At 70.1% G+C, this 21,645-nt stretch carries 18 protein-coding genes; 7 read left to right on the forward strand and 11 right to left on the reverse strand.

The annotated features are described in order from the left end of the window. From AC068B_RS28310 to AC068B_RS28340, 7 genes are all read right to left on the reverse strand, one after another. On the reverse strand, nt 1-1,137 hold the full coding sequence (locus AC068B_RS28310; protein WP_478674437.1) for an LCP family protein: 1,137 nt from the start codon (nt 1,135-1,137) through the stop codon (nt 1-3). Nucleotides 1,138-1,239: 102 nt separating this feature from the next. Beyond that, the gene (locus tag AC068B_RS28315; protein WP_356265473.1) at nt 1,240-1,728 is read right to left on the reverse strand and encodes a transglycosylase SLT domain-containing protein; all 489 of its coding nucleotides are present in this window, start codon (nt 1,726-1,728) and stop codon (nt 1,240-1,242) included. A 397-nt stretch (nt 1,729-2,125) separates the two neighbouring features. Continuing rightward, on the reverse strand, nt 2,126-3,028 hold the full coding sequence (locus AC068B_RS28320; RefSeq protein WP_478674438.1) for a glycoside hydrolase family 16 protein: 903 nt from the start codon (nt 3,026-3,028) through the stop codon (nt 2,126-2,128). A 185-nt stretch (nt 3,029-3,213) separates the two neighbouring features. After that, nucleotides 3,214-3,642 (reverse strand): GNAT family N-acetyltransferase, encoded by a 429-nt coding sequence (locus tag AC068B_RS28325; RefSeq protein ID WP_478674439.1) that lies wholly within the window; start codon nt 3,640-3,642, stop codon nt 3,214-3,216. Nucleotides 3,643-3,690: 48 nt separating this feature from the next. Then, nucleotides 3,691-4,893 (reverse strand): alpha/beta hydrolase family protein, encoded by a 1,203-nt coding sequence (locus AC068B_RS28330; RefSeq protein ID WP_478674440.1) that lies wholly within the window; start codon nt 4,891-4,893, stop codon nt 3,691-3,693. A gap of 169 nt (nt 4,894-5,062) precedes the next feature. After that, entirely contained in the window at nt 5,063-5,281 is a 219-nt protein-coding gene (locus AC068B_RS28335) for a hypothetical protein (RefSeq protein ID WP_478674441.1), read from the reverse strand. Nucleotides 5,282-5,319: 38 nt separating this feature from the next. Then, nucleotides 5,320-5,970, reverse strand: coding sequence for a DUF6338 family protein (locus AC068B_RS28340; protein ID WP_478674442.1), 651 nt, complete (start codon nt 5,968-5,970; stop codon nt 5,320-5,322). Nucleotides 5,971-6,078: 108 nt separating this feature from the next. On the opposite strand from AC068B_RS28340, the gene AC068B_RS28345 reads away from it, so the two are divergent. From AC068B_RS28345 to AC068B_RS28360, 4 genes are all read left to right on the forward strand, one after another. Next, a complete protein-coding gene (locus AC068B_RS28345; RefSeq protein ID WP_478674443.1) occupies nt 6,079-7,137 on the forward strand; it encodes a hypothetical protein in 1,059 nt (352 codons plus the stop codon). A gap of 63 nt (nt 7,138-7,200) precedes the next feature. Continuing rightward, the gene (locus AC068B_RS28350; protein WP_478674444.1) at nt 7,201-10,020 is read left to right on the forward strand and encodes a CHAT domain-containing protein; all 2,820 of its coding nucleotides are present in this window, start codon (nt 7,201-7,203) and stop codon (nt 10,018-10,020) included. 68 nt (nt 10,021-10,088) lie between these two features. Further along, nucleotides 10,089-11,876, forward strand: coding sequence for an Imm49 family immunity protein (locus AC068B_RS28355; protein WP_478674445.1), 1,788 nt, complete (start codon nt 10,089-10,091; stop codon nt 11,874-11,876). 66 nt (nt 11,877-11,942) lie between these two features. Further along, nucleotides 11,943-15,194, forward strand: a complete 3,252-nt coding sequence (locus AC068B_RS28360; protein ID WP_478674446.1) for an amidohydrolase family protein — start codon at nt 11,943-11,945, stop codon at nt 15,192-15,194. A 50-nt stretch (nt 15,195-15,244) separates the two neighbouring features. On the opposite strand, the gene AC068B_RS28365 is transcribed toward AC068B_RS28360, so the two are convergent. Continuing rightward, nucleotides 15,245-15,865, reverse strand: a complete 621-nt coding sequence (locus tag AC068B_RS28365) for an L-threonylcarbamoyladenylate synthase (RefSeq protein ID WP_268769108.1) — start codon at nt 15,863-15,865, stop codon at nt 15,245-15,247. Nucleotides 15,866-16,066: 201 nt separating this feature from the next. Here AC068B_RS28365 and AC068B_RS28370 point away from each other — a divergent pair, with 201 nt between their 5' ends. Next, nucleotides 16,067-16,849, forward strand: coding sequence for a DJ-1/PfpI family protein (locus AC068B_RS28370; RefSeq protein ID WP_478674447.1), 783 nt, complete (start codon nt 16,067-16,069; stop codon nt 16,847-16,849). Between the two features lie 75 nt (nt 16,850-16,924). Next, nucleotides 16,925-17,419 carry a DinB family protein gene (locus AC068B_RS28375; protein WP_478674448.1) on the forward strand — a complete coding sequence of 165 codons (495 nt, stop codon included), beginning with the start codon at nt 16,925-16,927 and terminating at the stop codon, nt 17,417-17,419. A 47-nt stretch (nt 17,420-17,466) separates the two neighbouring features. Here the strand turns inward: AC068B_RS28375 and AC068B_RS28380 are convergent, their stop codons facing one another. The 3 genes from AC068B_RS28380 to AC068B_RS28390 all read right to left on the reverse strand — a co-directional run bounded on the left by AC068B_RS28380 (nt 17,467) and on the right by AC068B_RS28390 (nt 20,114). Beyond that, nucleotides 17,467-18,654, reverse strand: coding sequence for an alanine--tRNA ligase-related protein (locus AC068B_RS28380; RefSeq protein WP_478674449.1), 1,188 nt, complete (start codon nt 18,652-18,654; stop codon nt 17,467-17,469). A gap of 269 nt (nt 18,655-18,923) precedes the next feature. Continuing rightward, on the reverse strand, nt 18,924-19,358 hold the full coding sequence (locus AC068B_RS28385) for a VOC family protein (RefSeq protein WP_478674450.1): 435 nt from the start codon (nt 19,356-19,358) through the stop codon (nt 18,924-18,926). A gap of 276 nt (nt 19,359-19,634) precedes the next feature. Beyond that, complete coding sequence (locus AC068B_RS28390; RefSeq protein WP_478674451.1) at nt 19,635-20,114, reverse strand: HIT family protein; 480 nt, start codon at nt 20,112-20,114, stop codon at nt 19,635-19,637. Between the two features lie 556 nt (nt 20,115-20,670). Between AC068B_RS28390 and AC068B_RS28395 the strand changes: the two genes are divergently transcribed. Then, nucleotides 20,671-21,639, forward strand: coding sequence for an ACP S-malonyltransferase (locus AC068B_RS28395; protein ID WP_478674452.1), 969 nt, complete (start codon nt 20,671-20,673; stop codon nt 21,637-21,639). Nucleotides 21,640-21,645 lie beyond the last annotated feature (6 nt).

A 21,645-nucleotide genomic window follows, 5' to 3' on the forward strand; every position in this document is an offset into this window, starting at 1 on the left:
TCAGGAACCCGCCGACACTGGAGAGTCCGTCCGGTCGCCCACCGACTCCTTGGTGGCGGACTTCGGGATCGGCTCGTCGTGGCGCAGCGCGGTCCAGACCCGGTGCGACGCCTTGTCGAGCGGCAGGACCCGGCCCGCGTCCTGTGCGTCGTAGGTGACCGGCATCGTCACCATGTCGGTGCGGTCGGGGCTGATGCCCTTCAGCTCCTTGGCCAGGCCGATCAGCTTGTCCGCCGATGCCAGGTCGGAGTCGGCGCTGATCGTCTTGGTCGCGGTGTCCGCGAGGCCGTACGACTTGGCGGGGTCGCTCAGCGGATCGACGGTGTTGGCGCGGTGGATCAGGGCCTTGATGAAGGCCTGCTGGAGCTGGATCCGGCCCAGGTCGCTGCCGTCACCCACACCGTGCCTGGTGCGGACGAGCGCCAGCGCCTCCTCGCCCTTGAGCGTGTGCTTGCCTGCGGTCAGCGAGAGGCCGCTGTTGGGGTCCTTGATGACCTTGTGGGTGGTGATGTCCACGCCGCCGAGCTCGTCGATGAGCTTCTGGAACCCCTTGAAGTCGACTTCGAGGTAGTGGTTCATGCGCAGGCCCGACATCTTCTCGACCGTCTTCACGGTGCACGCGGGCCCGCCCACCTGGTACGACGAGTTGAACATGGCCTGCTGGGCGCCCGCCGCGCCGCCGCCGTGGGACTGCGTGCACTGGGGCCGCTCGACCATCGTGTCGCGCGGGATGCTGACGACCGAGGCCTTCTGGTGGGACTTGTCGACGTGCAGGACCATCGCCGTGTCGGCCCGGGCCCCGCTCACACCGCTGCCGTACCGGCCGTGGGTCCCTGCCCGCGAGTCGGAGCCGAGCAGGAGGATGTTCATCGATCCGTCCCGCTGTTCGGCGGGCCTGTCGTGTCCAAGGGCGGCGTTCACGTCCGTGCCCTGGATGTTGCCGTTGAGGTGCTGCCAGGCGTAGGCGACGCCTCCGCCACCGACCAGGGTCAGGCCCAGGGCGCCCCACGCGACGTACCGCAGGGCCTTCTTCTTGGGCTTGCGCCGCGAGCCGCGGACCCGGGCGGGCCCGTAGCCGGGCACCGAGGGGCCGTCTACCGGGGGTGCCGGGTGCTCGTCATGGCTCTCGTGCGGCATGCGCTGCCTCTCTTCGCGAACCGGGAGATCAGCGGATCAGCGGATCGATCGGGGTTGAGGGTCGGGCTCGGGGACCGGGAGGTGGTTACGGAGGTCCCGGGCTCAGTACGCGGAGTCGACGTTGTCGATGGAGCCGTACTTGTCGGCGGCGTAGTTCGCGGCCGCGGTGATGTTGGCGACCGGGTCGGTCAGGTTATTGGGGGTGCCGTCGACGTGGTAGGCGTCGAAGGTCGGCTGGATGACCTGCAGCAGGCCCTTGGACGGGGTGCCGTTCTGGGCGTTCACGTCCCAGCCGTTCTGGGCGTTCGGGTCACCGGCGGACTCACGGATGATGTTGCGGTGGAGCCCCTCGTAGCTGCCGGGGATGCCCTTGGACTTCATGATGTCCAGGGACTCGCGGATCCAGCCGTCGAGGTTCTCGGGGTAGTTCTTGTCGCCCTTGGCGGCCTGCGGCGCGGCTGCGGCGGCCTGAGCGGGCTCCGCGGCGTGGGCGGGGGAGGGGACGAGGGTCAGGGCGGCTGCGGCGGCTCCGGCGGCGGCGATGCCGGCGACGGAGAACTTGCGGGTCCGGGCGGTACGCGTCAGAGACATGCGGGTGCAACTCCTGGATGGGGACGAGATGGGGAGCCGGATCGAGCGGGCGACTGTGCCTGCTGTGCGATCCCGGCGTCCCGAAGACTCAGCCAGGGTTAGCGGCGCCCGGGGACGGACGCAATCATGTGACGTACTACCGAGATACGAAGAGGCTCTGGTCGGAGCCCTCCCTCGCGGAGCCCCAGGCCCCGTACCGGGCCTCGGGGCCGCTACTACCGTCCTTAGCATGTGACGTGGCCCCTATGAGTGGCCTCACAGCCGTCGGCCCCGCGAAGTGGCCTGGGTCACCGGTGTGCGGGCCCTGCCGGGCGCCGGCCGGCGGGAGCGGCGCCGGACGCCCCTGCCGACCGCCTCCCGGGCCCGCCGGGGCCCGGAAAGCGTGCCGCGGCGGGCCTCAGCTGCCGGTCGGAGCCGCGTTGCCCCCTGTCACGTGGACGTAGTCCACGACCAGCTGCTTGGGGAAGGTCGTGCCGCCGTCCGGGTCGCCGGGCCAGTACCCGCCGACCGCGAGGTTGAGGATGAGGAAGAAGGGCTTGTCGAAGACCCACTTGTTGCCGTTGAGGTCGGCCGGGGTGCGGGTCTGGTAGACCTTGCCGTCCACGGACCAGGTGACCTTGTTCGGTGACCAGTCCACCGCGAAGGTGTGGAACTTGTCCGCGAACGCCTCCCCGCCGGGCAGCGTGTATCCCGCGCCGATCCCGCCCGAGCCGGAGTAGCCGGGGCCGTGCAGCGTGCCGTGGACGGTGGACGGCTCGAACCCGACGTTCTCCATCACGTCGATCTCGCCGCTGTTGGGCCAGCCCACGTTGCCGATGTCGGCGCCGAGCATCCAGAACGCGGGCCACATGCCCTGGCCGCGCGGCACCTTCATCCGCGCCTCGACGTGCCCGTACGTGCTCGTGAACTTGCCGGAGGTGTTGAGCCGGGCCGAGGTGTACTCACAACGGCCGTACCAGCACTGGTAGTTGCCGGGGTTCTCCTTGCGGGCGGTGATGACCAGGTTGCCCTGGCCGTCGAGGGCCGCGTTCTTGTTGCCCGACGTGTAGTACTGCCGCTCGTGGTTGTTGACGTTGTCGCCGGTCTCGATCTGCCACTTGCCGCCGTCGACGGCCGATCCGGCGGGGCCGTTGAAGTCCTCGGTGAAGGTGGCGGCCGCCGACGGGGCGGAGGAACGGGCCTCGGTCGTGGGCGTGGTCTCCGCCGAGGCGGTGGGGAGCATGCTCAGGCTTGCGGCTCCGCAGGCCAGGGCTAGCGCGCAGAGCTTGGTGCGGCGGCTGAGTGAGGTGGGCACTGTCATCACATCGCTTCGCGTGGGGGCGGTGGCGGGTGGGGCATGCGCATGACAAAGGAGTGTCGAGAAGTGAACGCGGCGCATGATCCGTCGTGCTCACTTCGTTCAGTACTTGATTTAAGGCAGACTCCAGTGCCCCGTCAAGGAGTTGGTGCGGACCAACCTCTCCGCACACGGTGATCGGGCGGGCATCAACCGGTCATCGAGCGGTACATGCCGATCGAGTCGTGCGTCGCCGTGTCGGCGAAGCCGAACTTCTCGTAGAGGAAGCGCGCGGGGCCGTCGGCGATCAACGAGACGTACGCGGTCGCGGGCGCGCGCCGCTCCAGCTCCTCGGTGAGCGCGGCCATGATGCGCCTGCCGAGGCCGCGTCCCTGGTGTGCGGGGTGTACGCAGATGTCGACCACCTGGAACGCGGTGCCGCCGTCACCGATGATCCGCCCCATGCCGATCGGCTCGCCCTCGTGGTGCAGCACCACGCCGTGCCAAGTGTTCGGAAGGGCGAGCGCGACGGCTTCGGGAGCCCGGTCGGAGAGACCGGCATCGGTGCGCAGGCGGCGGAAGGTCTCGACGGAGGGCACTTCCACCCGCAGCTCGTAAGGGTCACTATTGTAATTCATGTGTTACATGCTAGCCGGGCCGCGAGGGGTTCCTGGCGGCCCGGCCGGTCAGCGTCGCTGGAAGGTCACCTCGGGATTCCCCGGCGTCGGTCCGTCGAGCAGCGGCTGGGGGGTGCCGCCCAGCCACTGCTCGTAGAACGCGCCGATGTACGCGCGCGTGATCCGCTCGGAGCGCTCACCGGACAGGGGCACCTCGGGGTCGGCCACACCCGCCTGCTCGGCGAGGACGGGAACGTCGGTGAACGTGAAGTGCCCCGACCCCTTGACGGTGAGCCACCGCTTCCAGCCGTTCAGACCCGGCCAGGTCTCGTCCCAGTTCTTGCCGTCCTCGACCCCGGGCGTGTGTATCGTCTCGGCGCCGATCATCAGGAAGGGGCGGCCGCCGATCCTGTTGGGCGCGTTGTAGAAGTGGCCGTCCATGTTCATACCGGCCCGCACGCGGCGGTCGGCAGCCATCGTGGCGAGCGCGGCGGACCCGCCGATGGAGTGCCCGCCCGCGCCGATCCGCTTGTCGTCGATCATGTGGGCGTACCGCCAGCCGTTCTTGCCGCCGGTCCGCGTCAGCCGGTCGATGACGTACGAGAGGTCCTTGGCCCGCCCCTTGGTGGCGAGCTCGCCCCCGCCGGGCTCCTCGACGGGTCCGCAGGCCTTGCAGGTGAGGACACGGCCACCGGGGAACTCCGTGCCGAGCGACTCGTAGGCGTGGTCGACGGTGGCCACGACAAAGCCCCGGCTCGCCAGGTCCTCGGCGAGGTGGGTCAGCGTGGAGCGCGGGGCGGTGAACCCGGGGGAGAGCACGATCAGCGGGAACCGCCCCGGCGCGGGGCGCACCCCGGTGCGTGCGTAGGTGCGGGTGGCGCTGTACTCGGCGGGGGAGAGCGCCTTGTCCTGCTTCCACCACTCCAGCAGGAGCCGCGCCTCCTCCTCGGACGTGTACGCGGTGGGACGCCCGCCGCCGTGCCGCCCGGGGTAGTACACGGACGCCATCAGCTCACGAGCACCCGCCGAGGGCACCCAGGGATCGGGGCGGCTCTTGTCGACGAGGTGCAGGGTGTCGCGGCCGACCGCGTAGGGGCCGGTGGGGCGGGGGAGGTGGAGTGCCGCTGTGGACTTCTCGGCGACGGCGGGGCCGACTGTGCTGCTCGGCCCCGCGGCCACGGCCGTCGCTCCACCCGCCACAGGCAGGGCGAGGCAAGTGGTGAGGGCGGTGACAAGGACACGTCTACGCAGGGTGGTTCGAGTTTCCGACATGCCGAGAACGCTAGAAGAGAGGTGGTCGACGCCTCGTCGGCCTACGGTATCCGGCGCGACCAGACTCTGGGGGTACGCGCGGCTGCGATGTCAGCTCCTGGTATGAGGTGCCCCGGCGTGCCTCTGTGCCAACTTCCCCCGACGGATGGGCGCCTGCGGGGCGCGACGCTCAGTCCGCGGGTGGCGACTCCGTCTCCTCGTCGTCTCCGGCAACGGGAACATCGAGCTGTCCCGCCCCCGGCGAGGCGCTCGCCCGTCCCACGGGCGGCTGCGTCGGCTCGGCCACCGAGGCGCGCGGGGAGTAGCCGCGCACCTCGCTCATACTCTCCAGAACCCTTAGCTCGGCGACGCTCAACTCGTGTTCCTCAGCGTTGATTTCATCGGCCATGGGGAGGCTCCTTTCCTGGCTGCCGTTCGCCCCGGGCGTCATGCGTCGGCTCCGGCGGTCGGCGCGTCGATCAGTTCCAAGATGTCCACATCGGCGCCACGCACATGCAGCCCGGCGGTCCCTTCGACCCGCTCGATGAAACTGCCGTCGTCGCGCATCCGCCAGGCCGACTCCAGATGCAGCTCGCGTGGCTGAGGATAGGACGTGGCATACGACTCATTGCCGTACCACCCTCCCACCCACGTACCGTCCTTGAGGCGCAACCTCACGAAACACGGCCGACGGTCCCGGAAGATGTGATCCCAGGCCGAAGGAGTGCCGCGGTAGCGGGCTCGCAGCCGACGCCGCTGCAGGACGGACACGGCGGCGGCGGCCGCCGCGGGTACGGCGACGAACAGGACGAGACCGCACAGGCCCACGAGGCGAACCCGCTGCTCCGCTGCGTTTCCTCGCAGGAGCCCGCCGTCGTCGGCCCGCACCAGCCGCAGCAGTTCGGGCCCGACGGCAACCGCGTACACCGCGTCCAGCACGACGGAGGCGACCAGCGCGCGCAGCACCCGTTCACTCAGCGCGCGCTCCTGGGGCACCGGCCCGCGCCAGAGCTCGCGGAGGAACTGATAGACGGCCCCCGGCAGCACGAACAGGACCAGGACGGCGAGTTGAAACACCGTGGAAGGAGCCTGTCCCATGCCTTCCACCCTTCGCGTGGCAGTCGAGGTTCACTCCACCCTGGAGCCGTGCTTCTCGGCCCGGCAATCGCTGGTTCGTGACCACCGTCGACGGGTACAGGCACACGCGTGGGGGAACGCGAGACGAAGGTGGCGCACGCAAGGGTGGTGCGCTTCCGCGAGCTGGCGCGGAAGGATCCCTTCACTTACGAGTCCCAGCTCGGTCTCGCCCTCTATGCCCTGTGCCACGAGATGATGAACCGGCCAGGCCCCGTCACCCAGGCCTTCATCGACCTCTGCGAAGAAGGCATCGTACTGCACCGTCGGTTGTTGCACACCGATCCTGCCTCCGCACCGCAGCTCGCCTTCCTGCTCGGCTGGCTCGGTGTTGCCCGGCTCTCCCTGGGGCCGCCCGGCGAGGGCCGTCCCCTGCTCGATGAAAGCCTGGACCTGATCCGGCAGTTGGACCGCCGGGAGCCGGACGAGTACGGGTTCCATCTCTGCCGGGCACTCTCGCTCGCCGGTCAGGCGCTGGCAGAATCGGGTGACTTCTCTGGCGCGCTGCGCGCGGCCGAGGGCTCGGTGGAACGATGGCGACAGTTCACCCGGGAAACGCCCGGAGCGCACGAGATGGACCTGGCCCTCGCACTGCACGGGCTGTGTCTGGTCCTGCAGAGCGCGGACCGGCAGCGGGAAACACTGCCATTCGCCGAGGAGTCGGTGCGGCTGGTGCGCCACCTGCACGCCGAGGGCGCCGTGTCGGATGCGTCCGCCTCTCGGTTGGCGGGTGGTCTCGACTTCGTCGTTGCCGCGCTGGTGGCGCACGACCGATGGTCGGACGCCGCGCCCCCTGCCGAGGAGGCTGTCACCTGGCACAAACAGGCAGCGAGGATCGCGGAGCGGCCAACGACTCTCAACTACGCCACATCTCTGGGGAATTGCGGGAGGATCCTGGCGCAGGTGGGACGGAGGGCCGAAGCCAAGAGGTATGTCGTGGAGGCCTACGCCGAGTGCATGCGTCGTGCCCGTGACACCAACTCCCCGGCGGACCTGCCGAGCACGGCTGCCGACATCGGTGAGCTGCTCCGCGAACACGGCATGAAGTGGTCTGCCATGCTGCTGGAGAGGGCCGTTGCGGCGCGCCTGAACCCCAGGCCCCGGGGACTCCGGAGATTCCGCAGAGGGTGAAGGGCATTCGCTTCGCCGACTCCGGCATCGACCGCGGGACCGGTGAGCAAGGAGGGGGCCGCCATGGGCAAGAAGCCGTGGGCAGCTCTGCGCGGAGCGTGGCGCAGGACGTCCGGGAAGGAAGCCGAATCCGGCAGCCCGAGCGATGACGAGCGTGCGGGCCATCTCTCCAACCGGAGCACGGAAGTTCTTGAACGCTTCGAACAAACCGGCGAGCTGGCGGTTCTGGAGGAAGCGATCGGCCTCGGGCGCGCAGCTCTTCACGCGGCCCCTGAGTCCTATCCCTACAGGGCGCACGTTCTCTCCAACCTCAGCCTCGCACTGGAGGCCCTGTTCGTCAGGACGGGAAACTTGGAGACCCTCGATGAGGCGACCGGCATGATTCGGGACGCTGTCCGCTCGACGCCCGAAAGCGCCCCCCACCGTGCCACGCTCATGTACAACCTGGGCAACTCGTTGTGGCGGCGCTTCGACAGGGCAGGGGCCCTGGAGGACCTGGACGAAGCCATCAGCGCCTATCGGGCCGCTGCCGTCGACCTCGGTGACGACGACCCGAACCGGGTGAAACGGGTGTCGAACCTGGGAACCGCCCTGAAGTGCCGTTTCGAGGCAACGGGGGACAGGGGAGACCTGGACGAGGCGGTTGACCTGCTTCGTACTGCCGTCCATGACGAAGCCGCCGACACCGCGGGCCGTCACATCTCACTGATGCAACTCGGGAGGGCCCTGGGGGAACAGGGAACCATCGAGGCTCTCGACGAGTCGATCGAACTTCTCCGGGCCGCCGTCACGGCATCGCCTGCCGCCCCGTTCGAGCGCGCCGTCTGCCTGGGAAATCTGGGCGCGGCCCTGAGGGAGAGGTTCGAGCTGGGGTGGCAGCTGTCGGACCTGGACGAAGCCATCCGCGTGGGCCGGTCCGCCGTCCGCGTCATGCCGGACGAGCACGCCGAATCGTCGTCCTTGCTGAGTCTCCTCGGCGCGGCACTGATGTTGCGGTTCGAGCACACCGGGCAGGTGAAGGCGCTCGACGAAGCAGTCAAGGTGGGACGGACCGCCGTGCGCGTCACGCCCGCCGACCACCCGCTCTTCAGCAACGCACTGTCCAGTCTGGGCCAGGCCCTGAAGCACCGATACACCCACACCGGTGCGGCCCGGGACCGGGCGGAGGCCTTGTCAGCCTGGGAAAGGGCAGCCGGGACGGCGGCCGCCCCGGCATCGTCGAGGATCAAGGCCGCCCGCGCCGCCGGGAATCTGGCCGGGCCCACGGATCCCCGCCGGGCCGCCGACATCCTGGAGCGTGCAGTGATGCTGCTGCCTGAAGTGGCACCGCGTCGGCTCAAGCGTGGCGATCAGCAACAGGCTCTGATCGCGACCAGCCAGCTTGCCGCCGACGCCATGGCTCACGTCCTCGCCGACAGCCGAACGGGAGCCCAGCAGCGGGCCATGCGCGCCCTCGGGCTTGCGGAGGCCGGACGTGCCGTGCTCCTCTCCCAGACTCTCGACGCCCGCAGCGATCTGAGCGAACTGCGGTCCCGACACCCCGACTTGGCCACTCACTTCACTGAGCTGCGTGAACTCCTGGATCAGGATGCCGCGACGGTCATATCGACCGGCGTCGGCAGAGCGGATCGCGGAGGTCACGAGCGGCACGGGCTCGCCGTCGAGTTCGAGGCCTTGCTGGAACGCATCCGGGCCTGTGAGGGCTTCGCCACCTTCGGCCGCCCTCCGACGCTCGACGACCTGCTGCCCGAAGCTGTCGACGGTCCTGTAGTGACGTTCAATGTCAACCGTCATCGCAGCGATGCCCTGTTGCTGACCCGCCACGGAGTATCCGCCTGCCCACTGCCCCGACTGACCGAGAACGAGACCCTCGGGCGCATTGACGCCTTCAACCGGGCGCTGCACGAGGCGAGCGCGCCCACCGGCGACCGGATCTCCGCCCAGCGGGCCCTGCGCCACGTCCTGGAATGGCTCTGGGACGCAGCGGCCGAGCCTGTCATCTCCGAGCTGACGGCTCTGGGCGAGCTGCGCCCCTCCACGGACGGCGAACGCCTTCCCCGCCTGTGGTGGACGCTGGCCGGTCCACTCGGAGCTCTGCCCCTGCACGCCGCCGGATACCACACCGCCGACGACAGGGCCGGGAGCCGACGCCCCACTGTCATGGACCGGGTGGTCTCCTCGTACACGCCCACCATCCGTACGCTGCACCACACCCGTCAGCACCGCAGACAGCAGCCCCCCGATTCCCTGCGGTCCCTGATCATTTCCATGCCGGACACCCCGGGCCTGGACGCCCCCCTGCCCCATGTACACGAGGAGACCCGCCGTGTCCGGGCCCGTCTGCCACGCCCCGTGCAACTCACCGGGCCGAGACCTGACGAGGCCGCGTGCCCCGACACTCCCACGACGGAACTCGTGCTCTCGCACCTCCCGCGCTGTGCCATCGCCCACTTCGCCTGCCATGGCGTCAGCAACGCCACCGACCCCTCACAGAGCCGACTGCTCCTGTACGACCACGCCACCAGGCCCTTGACCGTGTCGGCCCTCGCCCGGCTAAACCTGGACCGAGGGCAACTGGCCTACCTCTCTGCCTGCAGCACCGCTGCCCCCGGTGACCGGCAGCTGACCGACGAGGCCATTCACCTGACCAGCGCTTGCCAACTCGCCGGTTTCACCCACGTCATCGGGACGCTCTGGCCGATCAACGACCGTCTGGCCGTCGACGTGGCGGAGTCCTTCTACGCCTACCTGGCCACCGGCCCGGACGGAAGTCTCGCGCCCGACACCGCCGCCGACGCCCTGCACCGCACGGTAAGGGACGTGCGTGACCGCTATCCGGGTCTCCCCTCTTTGTGGGCGGCCTATCTGCACGTCGGAGCGTGAGCCCGTTACGGTGTACACAGAGCCACCCTTCTTGCATCGGCCCGGCACTCCCTTCGTAGAGTCGCCGGGTGAACGAACACCACGCACCCGACCCCCACCTGCCGATGCTGACTCTCCCGCAGGCCGAACACCTGCGGAACCTGACAGCCGATCACTTCCTCACCCGCAGCGGGATACGCCCGCGGGTCGAGGGTGACGCCGTGCTGTGGGGCGACGGGCACCGCAGCCCGCTCCCCAACCTGGCGCACCAGTGCCGTGCCACGGCCGAGGAGCACTGGCCCCGCCTCGTCGAACAGCACTTCACGACGCTGGACAACGCTTCGCAGGGCGGGGAGAGCGCGCAGGAACTGCTCGACAGAACGGTCCTGCGCCTCCTGCCCGACGACGCCTTCCCCGGCGAGATGGCGAACGCCTTCCGGTACGCGCGTCCGGTCGCCGAGGGCCTCCTTCTAGCACTCGCCCTCGACGCCCCCACCTCCGTGCGCATCCTCGACGACCACGACGTGGCACGCGCCGGGCTTGAGCAGCTCTGGGTGGCAGCCAGGAACAACCTCATCCGTGAACTCGTCGAGCACGACGAGGTGACAGGACCGCAGGGCGCGCGGCTGTGGACCGTCTACGGAGACTCGCCTTTCGTGGCGAGCAAAGCGCTCGTGCTCCCCGAGCTGGCCCGCGCGACCACCGGCAGTGAACTGCCGGAGGCAGGCGCGCTCGTCGTCCTCCCCAGCCGCAACCTGCTGGCCTTCCACCCGATCGAGGACGGCACGGTGGTGGACGCGGTCAACGACCTGGCCGCGTACGCGCTCGGCGCCTACGAGGACGGGCCGGGCGCGCTGTCGCCGCGGCTGTACTGGTGGCACCAGGGGCGGCTGACCTCGCTCACCGCCTTCGACCACGAGACCCGCACCTTCACCGTGGTGCCGCCGCCCGAGCTGATGGAGGTGATGAAGAAGCTGCACGCCGAGAGCGCGGCCGCACGGCCGGAACCGCAGCCCGCCCAGCCCGAGTCGCAGCCCGCACCGGTCGGCGCGGAAGCCGACGCGGCCGAGCTCGACCCCGCCGCCGCGGCCGAGGGCATCGCCCGTCTTGCGCAGAGCTCCGCGGGCGTCGCCCACACCTTCGCCGCCACGAAGCGACTGAGCGACGTACGCTTCGCCGCCGACCCCGACGGCGCACGCCTGGAGACCTGGGAGGCGTGGGTCTGGGCGATGCAGACCGGCTCGGCACTGTTCCGCACGACCGCCTCCGCCCAGGGCACCGTGGAGTGCCGCATCGCCGACCGCTCCCTGCACCTGCCCGCCACCGGACCCGTGCCGGGCGCGGACGCCCACGCCTGGCTGGACGCCTTCTACCTCGCCCTCGTCTGCAGGGAACGGGATCGGCTGACCCTGCTCTGCGACGTGCCGCTGGACGACCTGCGCCGGGCCACGCCCGTCGACGAGTACGTCTTCCACTGGATCGAGACGCTGCGGGCGTTCTGGCTCAGGCGTCCCATGGACGACGTCGTCCAGCACCTGATCGCCACCATGGAGACCTCCCACCCCGACGTCGCGACCCGCACCCCGACCGACTTCCTCAACCTGATCGACTATCAGCCCGCCGCCCTCCTCCACCGCCTGATCGCGGGCGACCGGGACGCCTTCACCGAGGCCCTCGCCGAGGCGCTCGCCCACCACGAGCGGTACTGGAACGGCAGGGCAGGGGCCGGGACCACGCCGCTCTACAGCCGGGTGGCCCTCGGTCCGCTCGCGATGGCCTGCCTGGCGTACGACTCGGACTTCCCCGTCGACGACAAGTCGCCGTACCTGCCGAAGCACTTCCTCACGCGTGGCTGGCTCGGCGAGTTCGCGACGTAGAACACCGGCGTGTTGGCGTCGTTTGGTGTTGTCCACGGCGGTGGTGATGGGCGAGTGTTCTGTGTCATGGACTGTGACCGGCACAACACGGTGTTGCCTCTGTCCCGACGTCAACTGTTCGTCGCCGCCGGCGCGTCCGGGGCGGTCGCCGCCCTCGGGGCCGCCGCTCCCGCCCCGGCCCGGCCGCGCGCCACGGTCCCCCTCTCGTTCAGCCGCGTCACGAACGGCGCGGCGACCCTCTCACCGGCCGCGGACCGGCTGGTCGTCGAGGCGCAGGCCACGCTCTGGTCCCTGCCCCGCACAGGCGGCGAGGCGGTGCCGCTGACACCGGCGGGGCTGGAACCGAACCGCCCCGTGTACGCGCCGGACGGGGCGTCGGTCGCGTTCTGCGCGTATCGGGACGGCGGGTTCCACATCTGGACGATGCATGCCGACGGGACGGGGCTGCGGCAGCGCACCGAGGGGCCCTGGGACGACCGGGGCCCCGCCTGGTCGCCCGACGGAGCGCGCATCGCCTTCGCGTCCGAGCGCGGCGGCGATCCGGTGCGGGGCGGCTCGTACCGCATCCAGGTCCTGGAGCTCGCGAGCGGTCGAATCACCCGTGTGACCGGCCGACCCGGCCAGGAAGGGCCCTTGCAGGACGGGCCGTGGGAAGACTTCGACCCCACCTGGTCGCCGGACGGCGAACACCTGCTCTTCGTCCGCGGCAAACCGGTCACCACCCCGCAGGGCAGCACCGCCCTCGAAGCCCGCACCATCGCGTCCGTCCCGGCGGGAGGTGCGGGCCCCGTCACCGTCGCGCACACCGAGACGGCGACCGCCCAGGTCATGACGCCCGCCCTGGCCCCGGACGGCATACGCCTCGCCTACCTGCGGACCACGGCCGCGCCCAAGGCGTCCTGCACCCTCGTCGTCGACGGCAGGCCCGTCGCGCTCGACGGCGACCTGGCTCCGGTGCCGCCGCGCTGGACGGCGGACGGGAAGCTCCTGCTGACCGTGGACGGCCGCTTCACACTCGTACGTCCCGACCGCTCGGGAGCGCGGGGCGGCGCCGGTGACCCGGGCGAGCCCGAAGTGATCCCCTTCGACGCCACCCTGCCGGTGACACGCCCGCACTACCGGGTCAAGGAGTACGACCTGGGCCTCGGGCGGGCACGACCGACGCGCGGCATCCACCTGCCCGCGCTCTCGCCGGACGGCCGCCGGATCGCCTTCGCCGCCCTCAACTCGCTCTGGCTCGCGCACACTTCGGGCGGCAAACCGCCCCGGCGACTCCACCGGGCAGCGGCCACCGGCTACCTGCTCGGCCCGACCTGGGCACCGGACGGCAAGTCCCTGGTGTACGCCGACGACCGCGACGGACTGCTCGGCGCGTACCGCCGCGACCTCGCCACCGGAGCCGAGACCGCGCTGGCGACCGGCGGCCGGGTCCACCCGGCACTCTCACCCGACGGCGAACGCCTCGCCTGCCTGGACATGACCGGTCGCCTCGTCGTGCGCGACCTCGCGGCGGGCACCGAACGCGCGCTGGTGACACCGCTCGGCGGGGGCGGTCTGCCGGGCAGGCCGAGCTGGTCGCCCGACGGCCGGTACGTCGCGCTGTGCGACCGCAACCGCATCAACCAGCGCTTCCGCGAGGGCTACAACCTCATCCGGATCGTCGACGCGGACACCGGCGCGGACCGCCTGCACGCCGTGGCCCCGCACGCCTCGCTCTCCGACCGGTACGACTCGGGCCCCGTCTGGTCACCGGACGGCCGATGGCTCGCGGTGATCGTCGAATCGGCCCTGTGCCTGTTGCCCGTGACGCCCGACGGCACGCCGCGCGGCGCACTGCGCATGCTCTGCGACGAACCGGCCGACCACCCTTCGTGGGCAGGCGACTCGAAGTCCCTCCTCTACCTCTCCAGCGGGCGGCTGCGCCTCATCGGTGTCGGAGGGGAGCGTCCGCGCACGGTACGGGTGCCGGTGGACCAGCGCAGGCCCTCGCCCGCCGACGTCGTCGTGCACGCAGGCCGGCTGTGGGACGGCACCGGGGACGAGGTACGGGACGACGTCGACATCGTCGTCCGCGACGGCCGCATCGCCTCCGTACGAGCGCACCGCCCGGCCGGTCCCGGCAGCCCCGCGGGCCGCCGCGTCGACGCCACGCGCCACACGGTCGTCCCCGGACTGTGGGACACGCACACGCACCCCTGGCAGACGACCTACGGCGGACGCCAGACGGCAGGCCAACTGACGTACGGCATCACCACGGCGGTGTCGCTGGGCGGCTTCGCCTACGAACAGGCCCGCATCCGCGAGGCGGTGACCGCGGGCGAACTGGCAGGCCCCCGCCTCCTCACGACGGGCGAACTCATGGACGGCTCCCGCGTCGCGTACAGCATGGGCCGCGCCCACCGGAGCCGGGCGGCACTGCGGCGCTCGCTGCGGCGCGGCACGGCACTCGACTGGGACTTCGTCAAAACCTATGTACGGGCGCCGGGTTGGGTGATGGAGGAGGCGGCACAGTTCGCGCACGAGAAGCTCGGCGTGCGCTCGGGAGGCCACCTGCTCTCGCCCGGCATCCAACTCGGCCAGGATCTGACGACCCATCTGCAGGCCACCCAGCGCGCGGAGTTCGGGCACGCCATCACGGCCACGGGCCGCGCCTGGGACGACGTCGTCGAGATCTACACCGCACGGGGCGCGGCCTTCTCCCTCATCGCCACACCGTTCACCTCGGCGCCCCTGCTCGGCGCGGACCCGGGGCTCGCGGACGACCCGCGCGTCACCGCGGTGATGCCACCCTGGGACGCAGCCGCGGTGAAGGCGGGCGCGGCCGTCCCGCCGAGCGAGGCCCAGCTGGCCACGCTCCGCACGGAAACCGACATCTACCGGCGCATCCTCGCCGCCGGAGGCCAGGTGGCCCTCGGCACCGACCAGCCCATCGTCCCGGTGGGCCTCGCCCTCCACCTGGGCCTGCGCGCCCTCCATCTGGGCGGTCTGACCCCGGCGCAGACGCTGCGCACCGCGACCGTGCTGCCAGCTCGGGTGTTCGGTCTTGACCGGGAGCTGGGCACGGTCGAGGCGGGCAAGGTCGCCGACCTGACCGTGGTGGACGGCGACCCGTTCACGGACTTCGACACGATGGTGCGGACCGTGTCGGTGCTGCGGGGCGGAACCCTGTACAGGACGGCGGACCTGACGGCGGCCTTCGAACGGCGGCAGCGGAAGAACGGGGCCGGACACGGTGCCGCCGCCGCACACGACGAGGCGTACTGGCTGAAGGCGGGCCGCCTGATGCGCAGGGACGGGTGCTGCGCACCGGTCAGCTGAGCCGGTGAGCTGAGCCGATCCGCACACCGGCCCGGCGCTCTGGGGGACCGCTACTCGAAGCGGCTGGTGTCGCCCGCGCCCCGGCGCACGATCTCCGCCTCGCCGTCCGAGAAGTCGATGACGGTGGTGGGCTCGGTACCGCAGTCGCCGGAGTCGATGACCGAGTCCACGAGGTGGTCGAGCCGCTCCTTGATGTCCCAGCCCTGGGTCAGCGGCTCCTCCTGGTCGGGCAGGAGCAGCGTGCTGGACAGCAGCGGCTCGCCGAGCTCGGCGAGGAGGGCCTGGGTGACCGTGTGGTCGGGGATGCGCACGCCGACCGTCTTCTTCTTCGGGTGCATCATCTGGCGCGGCACCTCTTTGGTGGCGGGCAGGATGAAGGTGTAACTACCGGGCGTGGCGGCCTTGATGGCGCGGAACACGTCGTTGTCGAGATGAACGAACTGCCCCATCTGCGCGAAGCTCTCGCACATGAGGGTGAAGTGGTGACGGTCGTCGAGCTGCCGGATCGACCGGATGCGGTCCATGCCGTCACGGCTGCCGAGCTGACATCCCAGCGCGTAGCAGGAGTCCGTCGGATAGGCGACGAGGGCGCCGGAGCGGATCCCGTCGACCACGCTGCTGATGCTGCGCCGCTGGGGGTTGTCGGGATGCACGTCGAAGTACTTGGCCATTGGCCGAGTCTAGGTGACCAGGGTGTGTCCGCCGGGGCGCGGCGGGGCGGGTGTGGCGCTCGCCCATGAACTGCGGCGGGCGAACTCCGGCGGGGGCGGCGGGGAACTCGGACACGGTTGCGCACGACTACTTGGACGTACGTGGAAGTGGGTGGAAGCGCGCGGGCATCAACGCCCGTACCAGGAAGGGAATCGGTGGTCATGGGCAGGGACGAGATCCGTCGGGCGCAGCCGAGTCGGCGTGGGGTGCTGCGGGGCGCGGTGTCGGGGGCAGTGGGAGCAGGAGCCGCGGCCGCCGTAGGGGTGAGCGGCTCGGCGCAGGCGGCGTCACGGGACGGACGGCTGGACGTCGCGGTGCTGCTCTACGACGGCTTCACGGCGTTAGACGCGGTGGGGCCGTACGAGGTGCTCTGCCGGGTCCCGGGAGTGCGGGTGACGATGGTCGCCCGCGAGGTGGGTCCGGTGCGTACGGACACGGGGGAGCTGAGCCTGGTGGCGGAGCGCGCCATGCGGGACGTACACGCTGCCGACGTCCTGCTGGTCCCCGGGGGAGGGGATCGGGGGATGACGGCGATGATGGGCGACACCGCGGCCCACGAGTGGATCCGCCGCATCCACCGCCGCTCGGTGTGGACGACGTCGGTGTGCACGGGCTCGCTGATTCTGGGGTCGGCGGGCCTGCTGCGCGGCCTGCCCGCGACGACGTACTGGGCGTCGCGGTTCTATCTGGAGAAGGTCGGCGCGACGTACAAGCCCGGACGATTCGTCGAGGCCGGAAAGATCATCACGGCCGCGGGCGTTTCCGCGGGCATCGACATGGGACTCCACCTCGCCGCCCGCCTCTCCAGCACCAAGGTGGCGCAGGCGATGCAGCTCGCGGTCGAGTACGACCCCGATCCGCCCTACGACACCGGCAGCCCGGAGAAGGCCGACGCCGAGACGGAGGCGCTGGCTCTCAAACTGATCGCCGACGCGGCGGTCTGAGAGCCGGGCCTTCGTCCGGCCTGTTCACGACGCTCGGCGAGCCGGATGTCAGTGGGGCCGCATAGGGTCACGCCCATGGCTGACACTGAACTGACGACGCTGCTCGGCGTTCTGAAGAGCAAGCGTGAGCACGTCCTTGGCATCCTGGAAGGCTTGGACGAGGAGGCGCTGCGGCGCCCGGTTCTGCCGTCCGGCTGGACATGCCTCGGACTGGTGCACCATCTCGCCCTGGACGACGAGAAGTTCTGGTTCCGTGCGGTTGCCGCGGGGGAGCAAGCGACGATCGAAGAGATCCTCGGCTCCGGGGAGGACGCGTGGCAGCCCGCCCCGGAGAAGACGGCCGAGGAGATCTTCGCTCTCTACCGCAAGGAAGGGGAGCTCGCCGACGCCTTCCTGGCCGGTGCCGACCTGGAAGCCGCCCCGAGCTGGTGGCCGGACTTCTTCGGTGACTGGCGCCTCGACAACCTGCGCGAGGTCGTCCTGCACGTGATCACCGAGACGGCCACCCACGCGGGCCACTTGGACGCCGTCCGTGAACTCATCGACGGCAGGCAAAGGATGGTTCTCTGACAGGAGACTGACGGGAGAGCCACCCCGGCCCGCACCCGCCCGGGCCCTTACTCCGGGCGCAGGCTCAGGACGAGATCACGGGGCAGGCCGTGCGTGTCGTGGAGGTAATGCAGGTGCTCCTCGTCCAGCGGTCCTCGGAAGCGGGGCTGGGCGAGGATCCGGCGGCCTCGCTCCAGGAGCCGACGGAACCGCTGCTCCTCGTCGAGCAGGATCACGCGTACGTCGACGGGGTCGATGTCCTGACGGAAGTGGTCCAGGGTGTGCCGGATCAGGTCGTCCGGCAGCTCTCCGAGGCCGCGCGACCCGGGCTCGGGATCGTCACGCCAGAGAACGGTGAGGAGGCGCCGCACCAGCCGACGCAACACGTAGCCGCGACCGGTGTTGCCGGGGCGCACCCCGTCGCCGATGACCACCACGGCCGAACGCAGATGGTCGCAGACGAGCCGCAGCGACGGTTCGTCCAGCGGCCACAACCCCGGCACCAGCGAACGCCAGGGGTCGAACACATCGCACTCGAACACCGACGACTTGCCCTGCAGGGTCGAGACCAGCCGTTCGAGGCCGAGCCCGGTGTCGACATTGCGCTGGGGGAGCGGCACGAGCGAACCGTCGTCGAGCTTGCGGTACCGCATCGTCACGTGGTTCCACATTTCCACCCAACGGTCGTCCTGGGTGGGCGTCGACTGCGGCGGGGTGTCGCCGTTCCTGTCGCCTGTCCACAGGAAGATCTCCGAGTCGGGTCCGCAGGGGCCGGTCGGCCCGTTGGACCACCAGTTGTCCTCCACGGTCAGCTCCACGGGAACCCCGAGCTCCCCCCACACCTCCTGGGAAGCGGTGTCAGGACCGGTGCGCTCGTCACCGCCGAAGACGGTGGCGTACATCATGCGGGGATCGACACCGAGGCCCTCGGTGAGGAGCTCGTACCCCCAACGCAGGCTTTGCGGCCCTTCGTAGTCACCGAGTGACCAGGTGCCGAGCATCTCGAAGACGGTGAGATGCGTGGGATCGCCGACCTCTTCTAGGTCGGTGGTGCGCAGACAACGCTGCACACTGACGAGCCGGTCGCCGAGCGGGTGCGGGCGTCCTTCCAGGTACGGGGTGAGGGGGTGCATGCCCGAGGTGGTGAACAGCACGGGGTCGCCGGGCGGCGGCAGCAGGGTCGACCCGGTGATGCGGCGGTGTCCGCGCTCCTGGAAATAGTCGACGAACGTACGGATGACCTGGTCGGTGTTCATGAGGTGGCTCCTTCGCGTGCACAAGCGGGGGAGGCACCGGACAACGGGTCCGCACGAAGGGTGGAGTGTGGGGGTGAGCCACGGAACATCATCGGCGGTCCGTTTCCGGTCGCCGATGGAGTGGGAAGGACGTCAGGCGGCGGCAACCGGCGAGCTGGTCGCTCGCGCGGTTGCGTTGGTGCTCGGGCCTGTGACGTTCATGTGGCCGAGGATAACGAGCCCGGCGGGGAAGGGCACGTGATTATCCGCGGCGGCTGGTGGTTGGCGGCTCACGTAGGGGCTGCGCAGACACAGAACTCGTTGCCCTCCGGGTCGGCCAGCTGGACATGGTGTCCTTCGAACTTCTCCAGGACGGTCGCGCCCGCTCGCACCAATCGTTCGGACTCGGCCTTGATCCGTGCCCATCGCTCGTCAGGGCTGCCGTGTCCTGGCACTCGGACGTCGATGTGGAGCCGGTTCTTCGCTGTCTTGGGCTCGGGAACCTTGAGGATGCTGAGGCGCGGGCCAACGCCCTCGGGATCACAGAGCCACGCGCCGTCGTCCACGGAGTCGTCCTCCGGCAGGTCGAACTGCGCGAACCACTCCTCGCGTGTCTTGAAGGGAGCAGGCGGTGGCTCATCGACATAGCCGAGGGCCGTCTTCCAGAAGACGGCAAGAGCCTGTACGTCCGCACCATCAAGGGTCAGGTCGATTCTGGCTGTCATGGAGGGACCGTACTGCGCACCTCTGACAGTCGGGGTACGACCGAAGCGGCGGTATCAGGCGTACCTGCGAGGCCGGGTCACCACCAGTACGCGGGGTAGCGGGGCGTTCCGGAGCGGGCGTACGAGGCGGCCCAGCCCGCGAGGAAGCGGGAGCAGGAGCGGACGGGTGGGGCGGGCCGATCGGCCGCGACGGGAGGACTGGGGACAGGAGATACGGCTACGGGCTGTCGGTGCCGTCTCGTAGCCGCAGGTCAGGGTCCTGTTGAACCCCGTAGGTCAGCGACCCGCCGTCAACCGGTCGAGTTCGGAGCCGATGGCCTTCCGCAGTGCGTCGTGCTGCGGCCCGAGCGCGAACCGGTCGTCACTCCACCGTTCCCGCGGGTAGAGCCACACCGGCCCGCGGACGATCTCGGCGGGCTCCCACTCGAACCGCGGCCAGACGTGCGCGTGCAGGAACGGGTCCGTATTGCCGAGGATCTCCAGGTTCACGCGGCGGAAGGCCGGATCCATCCGGCGGCAGGCCCGCTCGACCGCCTCCCCGAGTTGATCCATGTCGGACAGGAACCGAAGCCGCCGCTCCTCGGGCATGTCCGACAGGCGCTGCACGGCGGGATCGTCGGCGAGGAGCACCGAGTACCCCGGCAGGAACTGAACGTCCCCGATCACCGCGAATCCCGCCCGCAACCTCCGCAGCACGGAGGGGTTCTCACCCTTCAGCGCGCTCCCGATCCGGTCCCTCTTCCAGTCACTGCTCATGCGGCGAACCTACACAGAGTGGCCCTGTCCGGTTGCCTGCTGTCGCGGCGTGAAGTTCCTCGTGGTTCAGGACACTTCACCCCATTGCCCCGTCCCGGGAACGGCTCCACTCGTCCTCGAGCGGCACCGCTGAGGGGAGCTCGGCGGCCCTCCTTCGTCCTGTGGTTCGGGCAGTGGCGGAGGTTCGCATCGCCCGAGGTCAAAGGGGCCATGCGGTTTTCCCCGCGGTGCGGGTGAAAGAGGTTTATTGTTTGGTCAAATATGAAATCAATTGCCCGCGGGTCTGTGGATTGGCTTATATGTGCGGTCCTGAAATGTTGGCCGTGTTTTCGCGGGCGTGGCCGGATTACTAGGTTTCGGATTTGCCGCCGTAGTGACGGTGTTAGGCTCGCCGAAGATCCATACGGCTCCTCGGCCGTAGCTTTCTTGTTGCTCAACTTCTGCCCCCTGTCCCCGTGTTGAACGCGCCCGGCATTCGCGATGCCGAGCTCACGTTTCGGGTGGCAGGAAAGTCCCGCACGGCTACACGTGTCGAACGGTTTGACGGGAGTGTTGAATGTCTCTGGGGTATCTGTTCGGTGGCGGAGTGGGCAGCGAGCCCCATGGCATAGAGCTCTATGAGTCATCTCCCTTGATGCGGGAGCTGTACGAGCAGATATCCGGGTGGACGGGCCTGACGGCTGAGCAGATCCTCAGGGCGGAACTGCCCGAGGAGCAGGAGCGGCGCCAGAGCGTCGGCACGATCCGCGAAGCGGCGCTCGCCCTGTCCGTGCACGATCTGCTCGCCGAAGCGGGCCTGCGGCCGTCGGTGATCGGCGGTCTGAGCCTCGGAGCGATGACGGCCAGCTCCCTGGCCGGGGCCCTGGACAGGGAATCCCTGTTCACGATGCTGGCGCACGCCGGAGACGCGCCGGGCCCCGGGCCCGACGATCCGCGGCAGGGCGTGGCCCTGGCGTTCCAACCAGCGAACTCCGGGGAGTCCGCGGACTCCCCACCGCCGTGGCGAGGGAGGGAAGGCGTTTACCGCGCCGGCGACTTCGGCCCCACCGCCGACGGTTCCCAGCGCATCCTGATGCTCGCCGGACACGAGGCCGCGCTGCAGCGGCTGGCTGCCGACGCGGCCCCCGGCACGATCGTGCCGCTGCCGGGCCGCACCATCGCGGTCCATTCCCCGCTGCGCAGACGGTTCAGGGAGTTCATGGCCCCGTACATCGCCACCATGCCTTTCACCGCGCCCGACAAGGAACTGCTGTCCTGTCTGGAGCGCGGGTCGCTGAAGACCGCGGACGATGTGCGGGACCTGTTCGAGCGGAACTCCACCGACCCGATCAGCCTGGTCGACGTGTACGAGGGGATGCGGGACCACGGTGTCCGCCTCGGCCTCGTGATGGGTCCTTCCATTCCCGAAGGAATTCTGGACTTCCCGTTCCCCGTCGTGCACGTGGAGCGGCCCGAGCACATTCAACTCGCCCTCACCACCGCCTACGATCTGGGCATCGACTTATCCGACGCGCAGGGCCGGTGACGTGTT

The sequence above is a fragment of the Streptomyces sp. NPDC042371 genome, assembly GCF_056437465.1.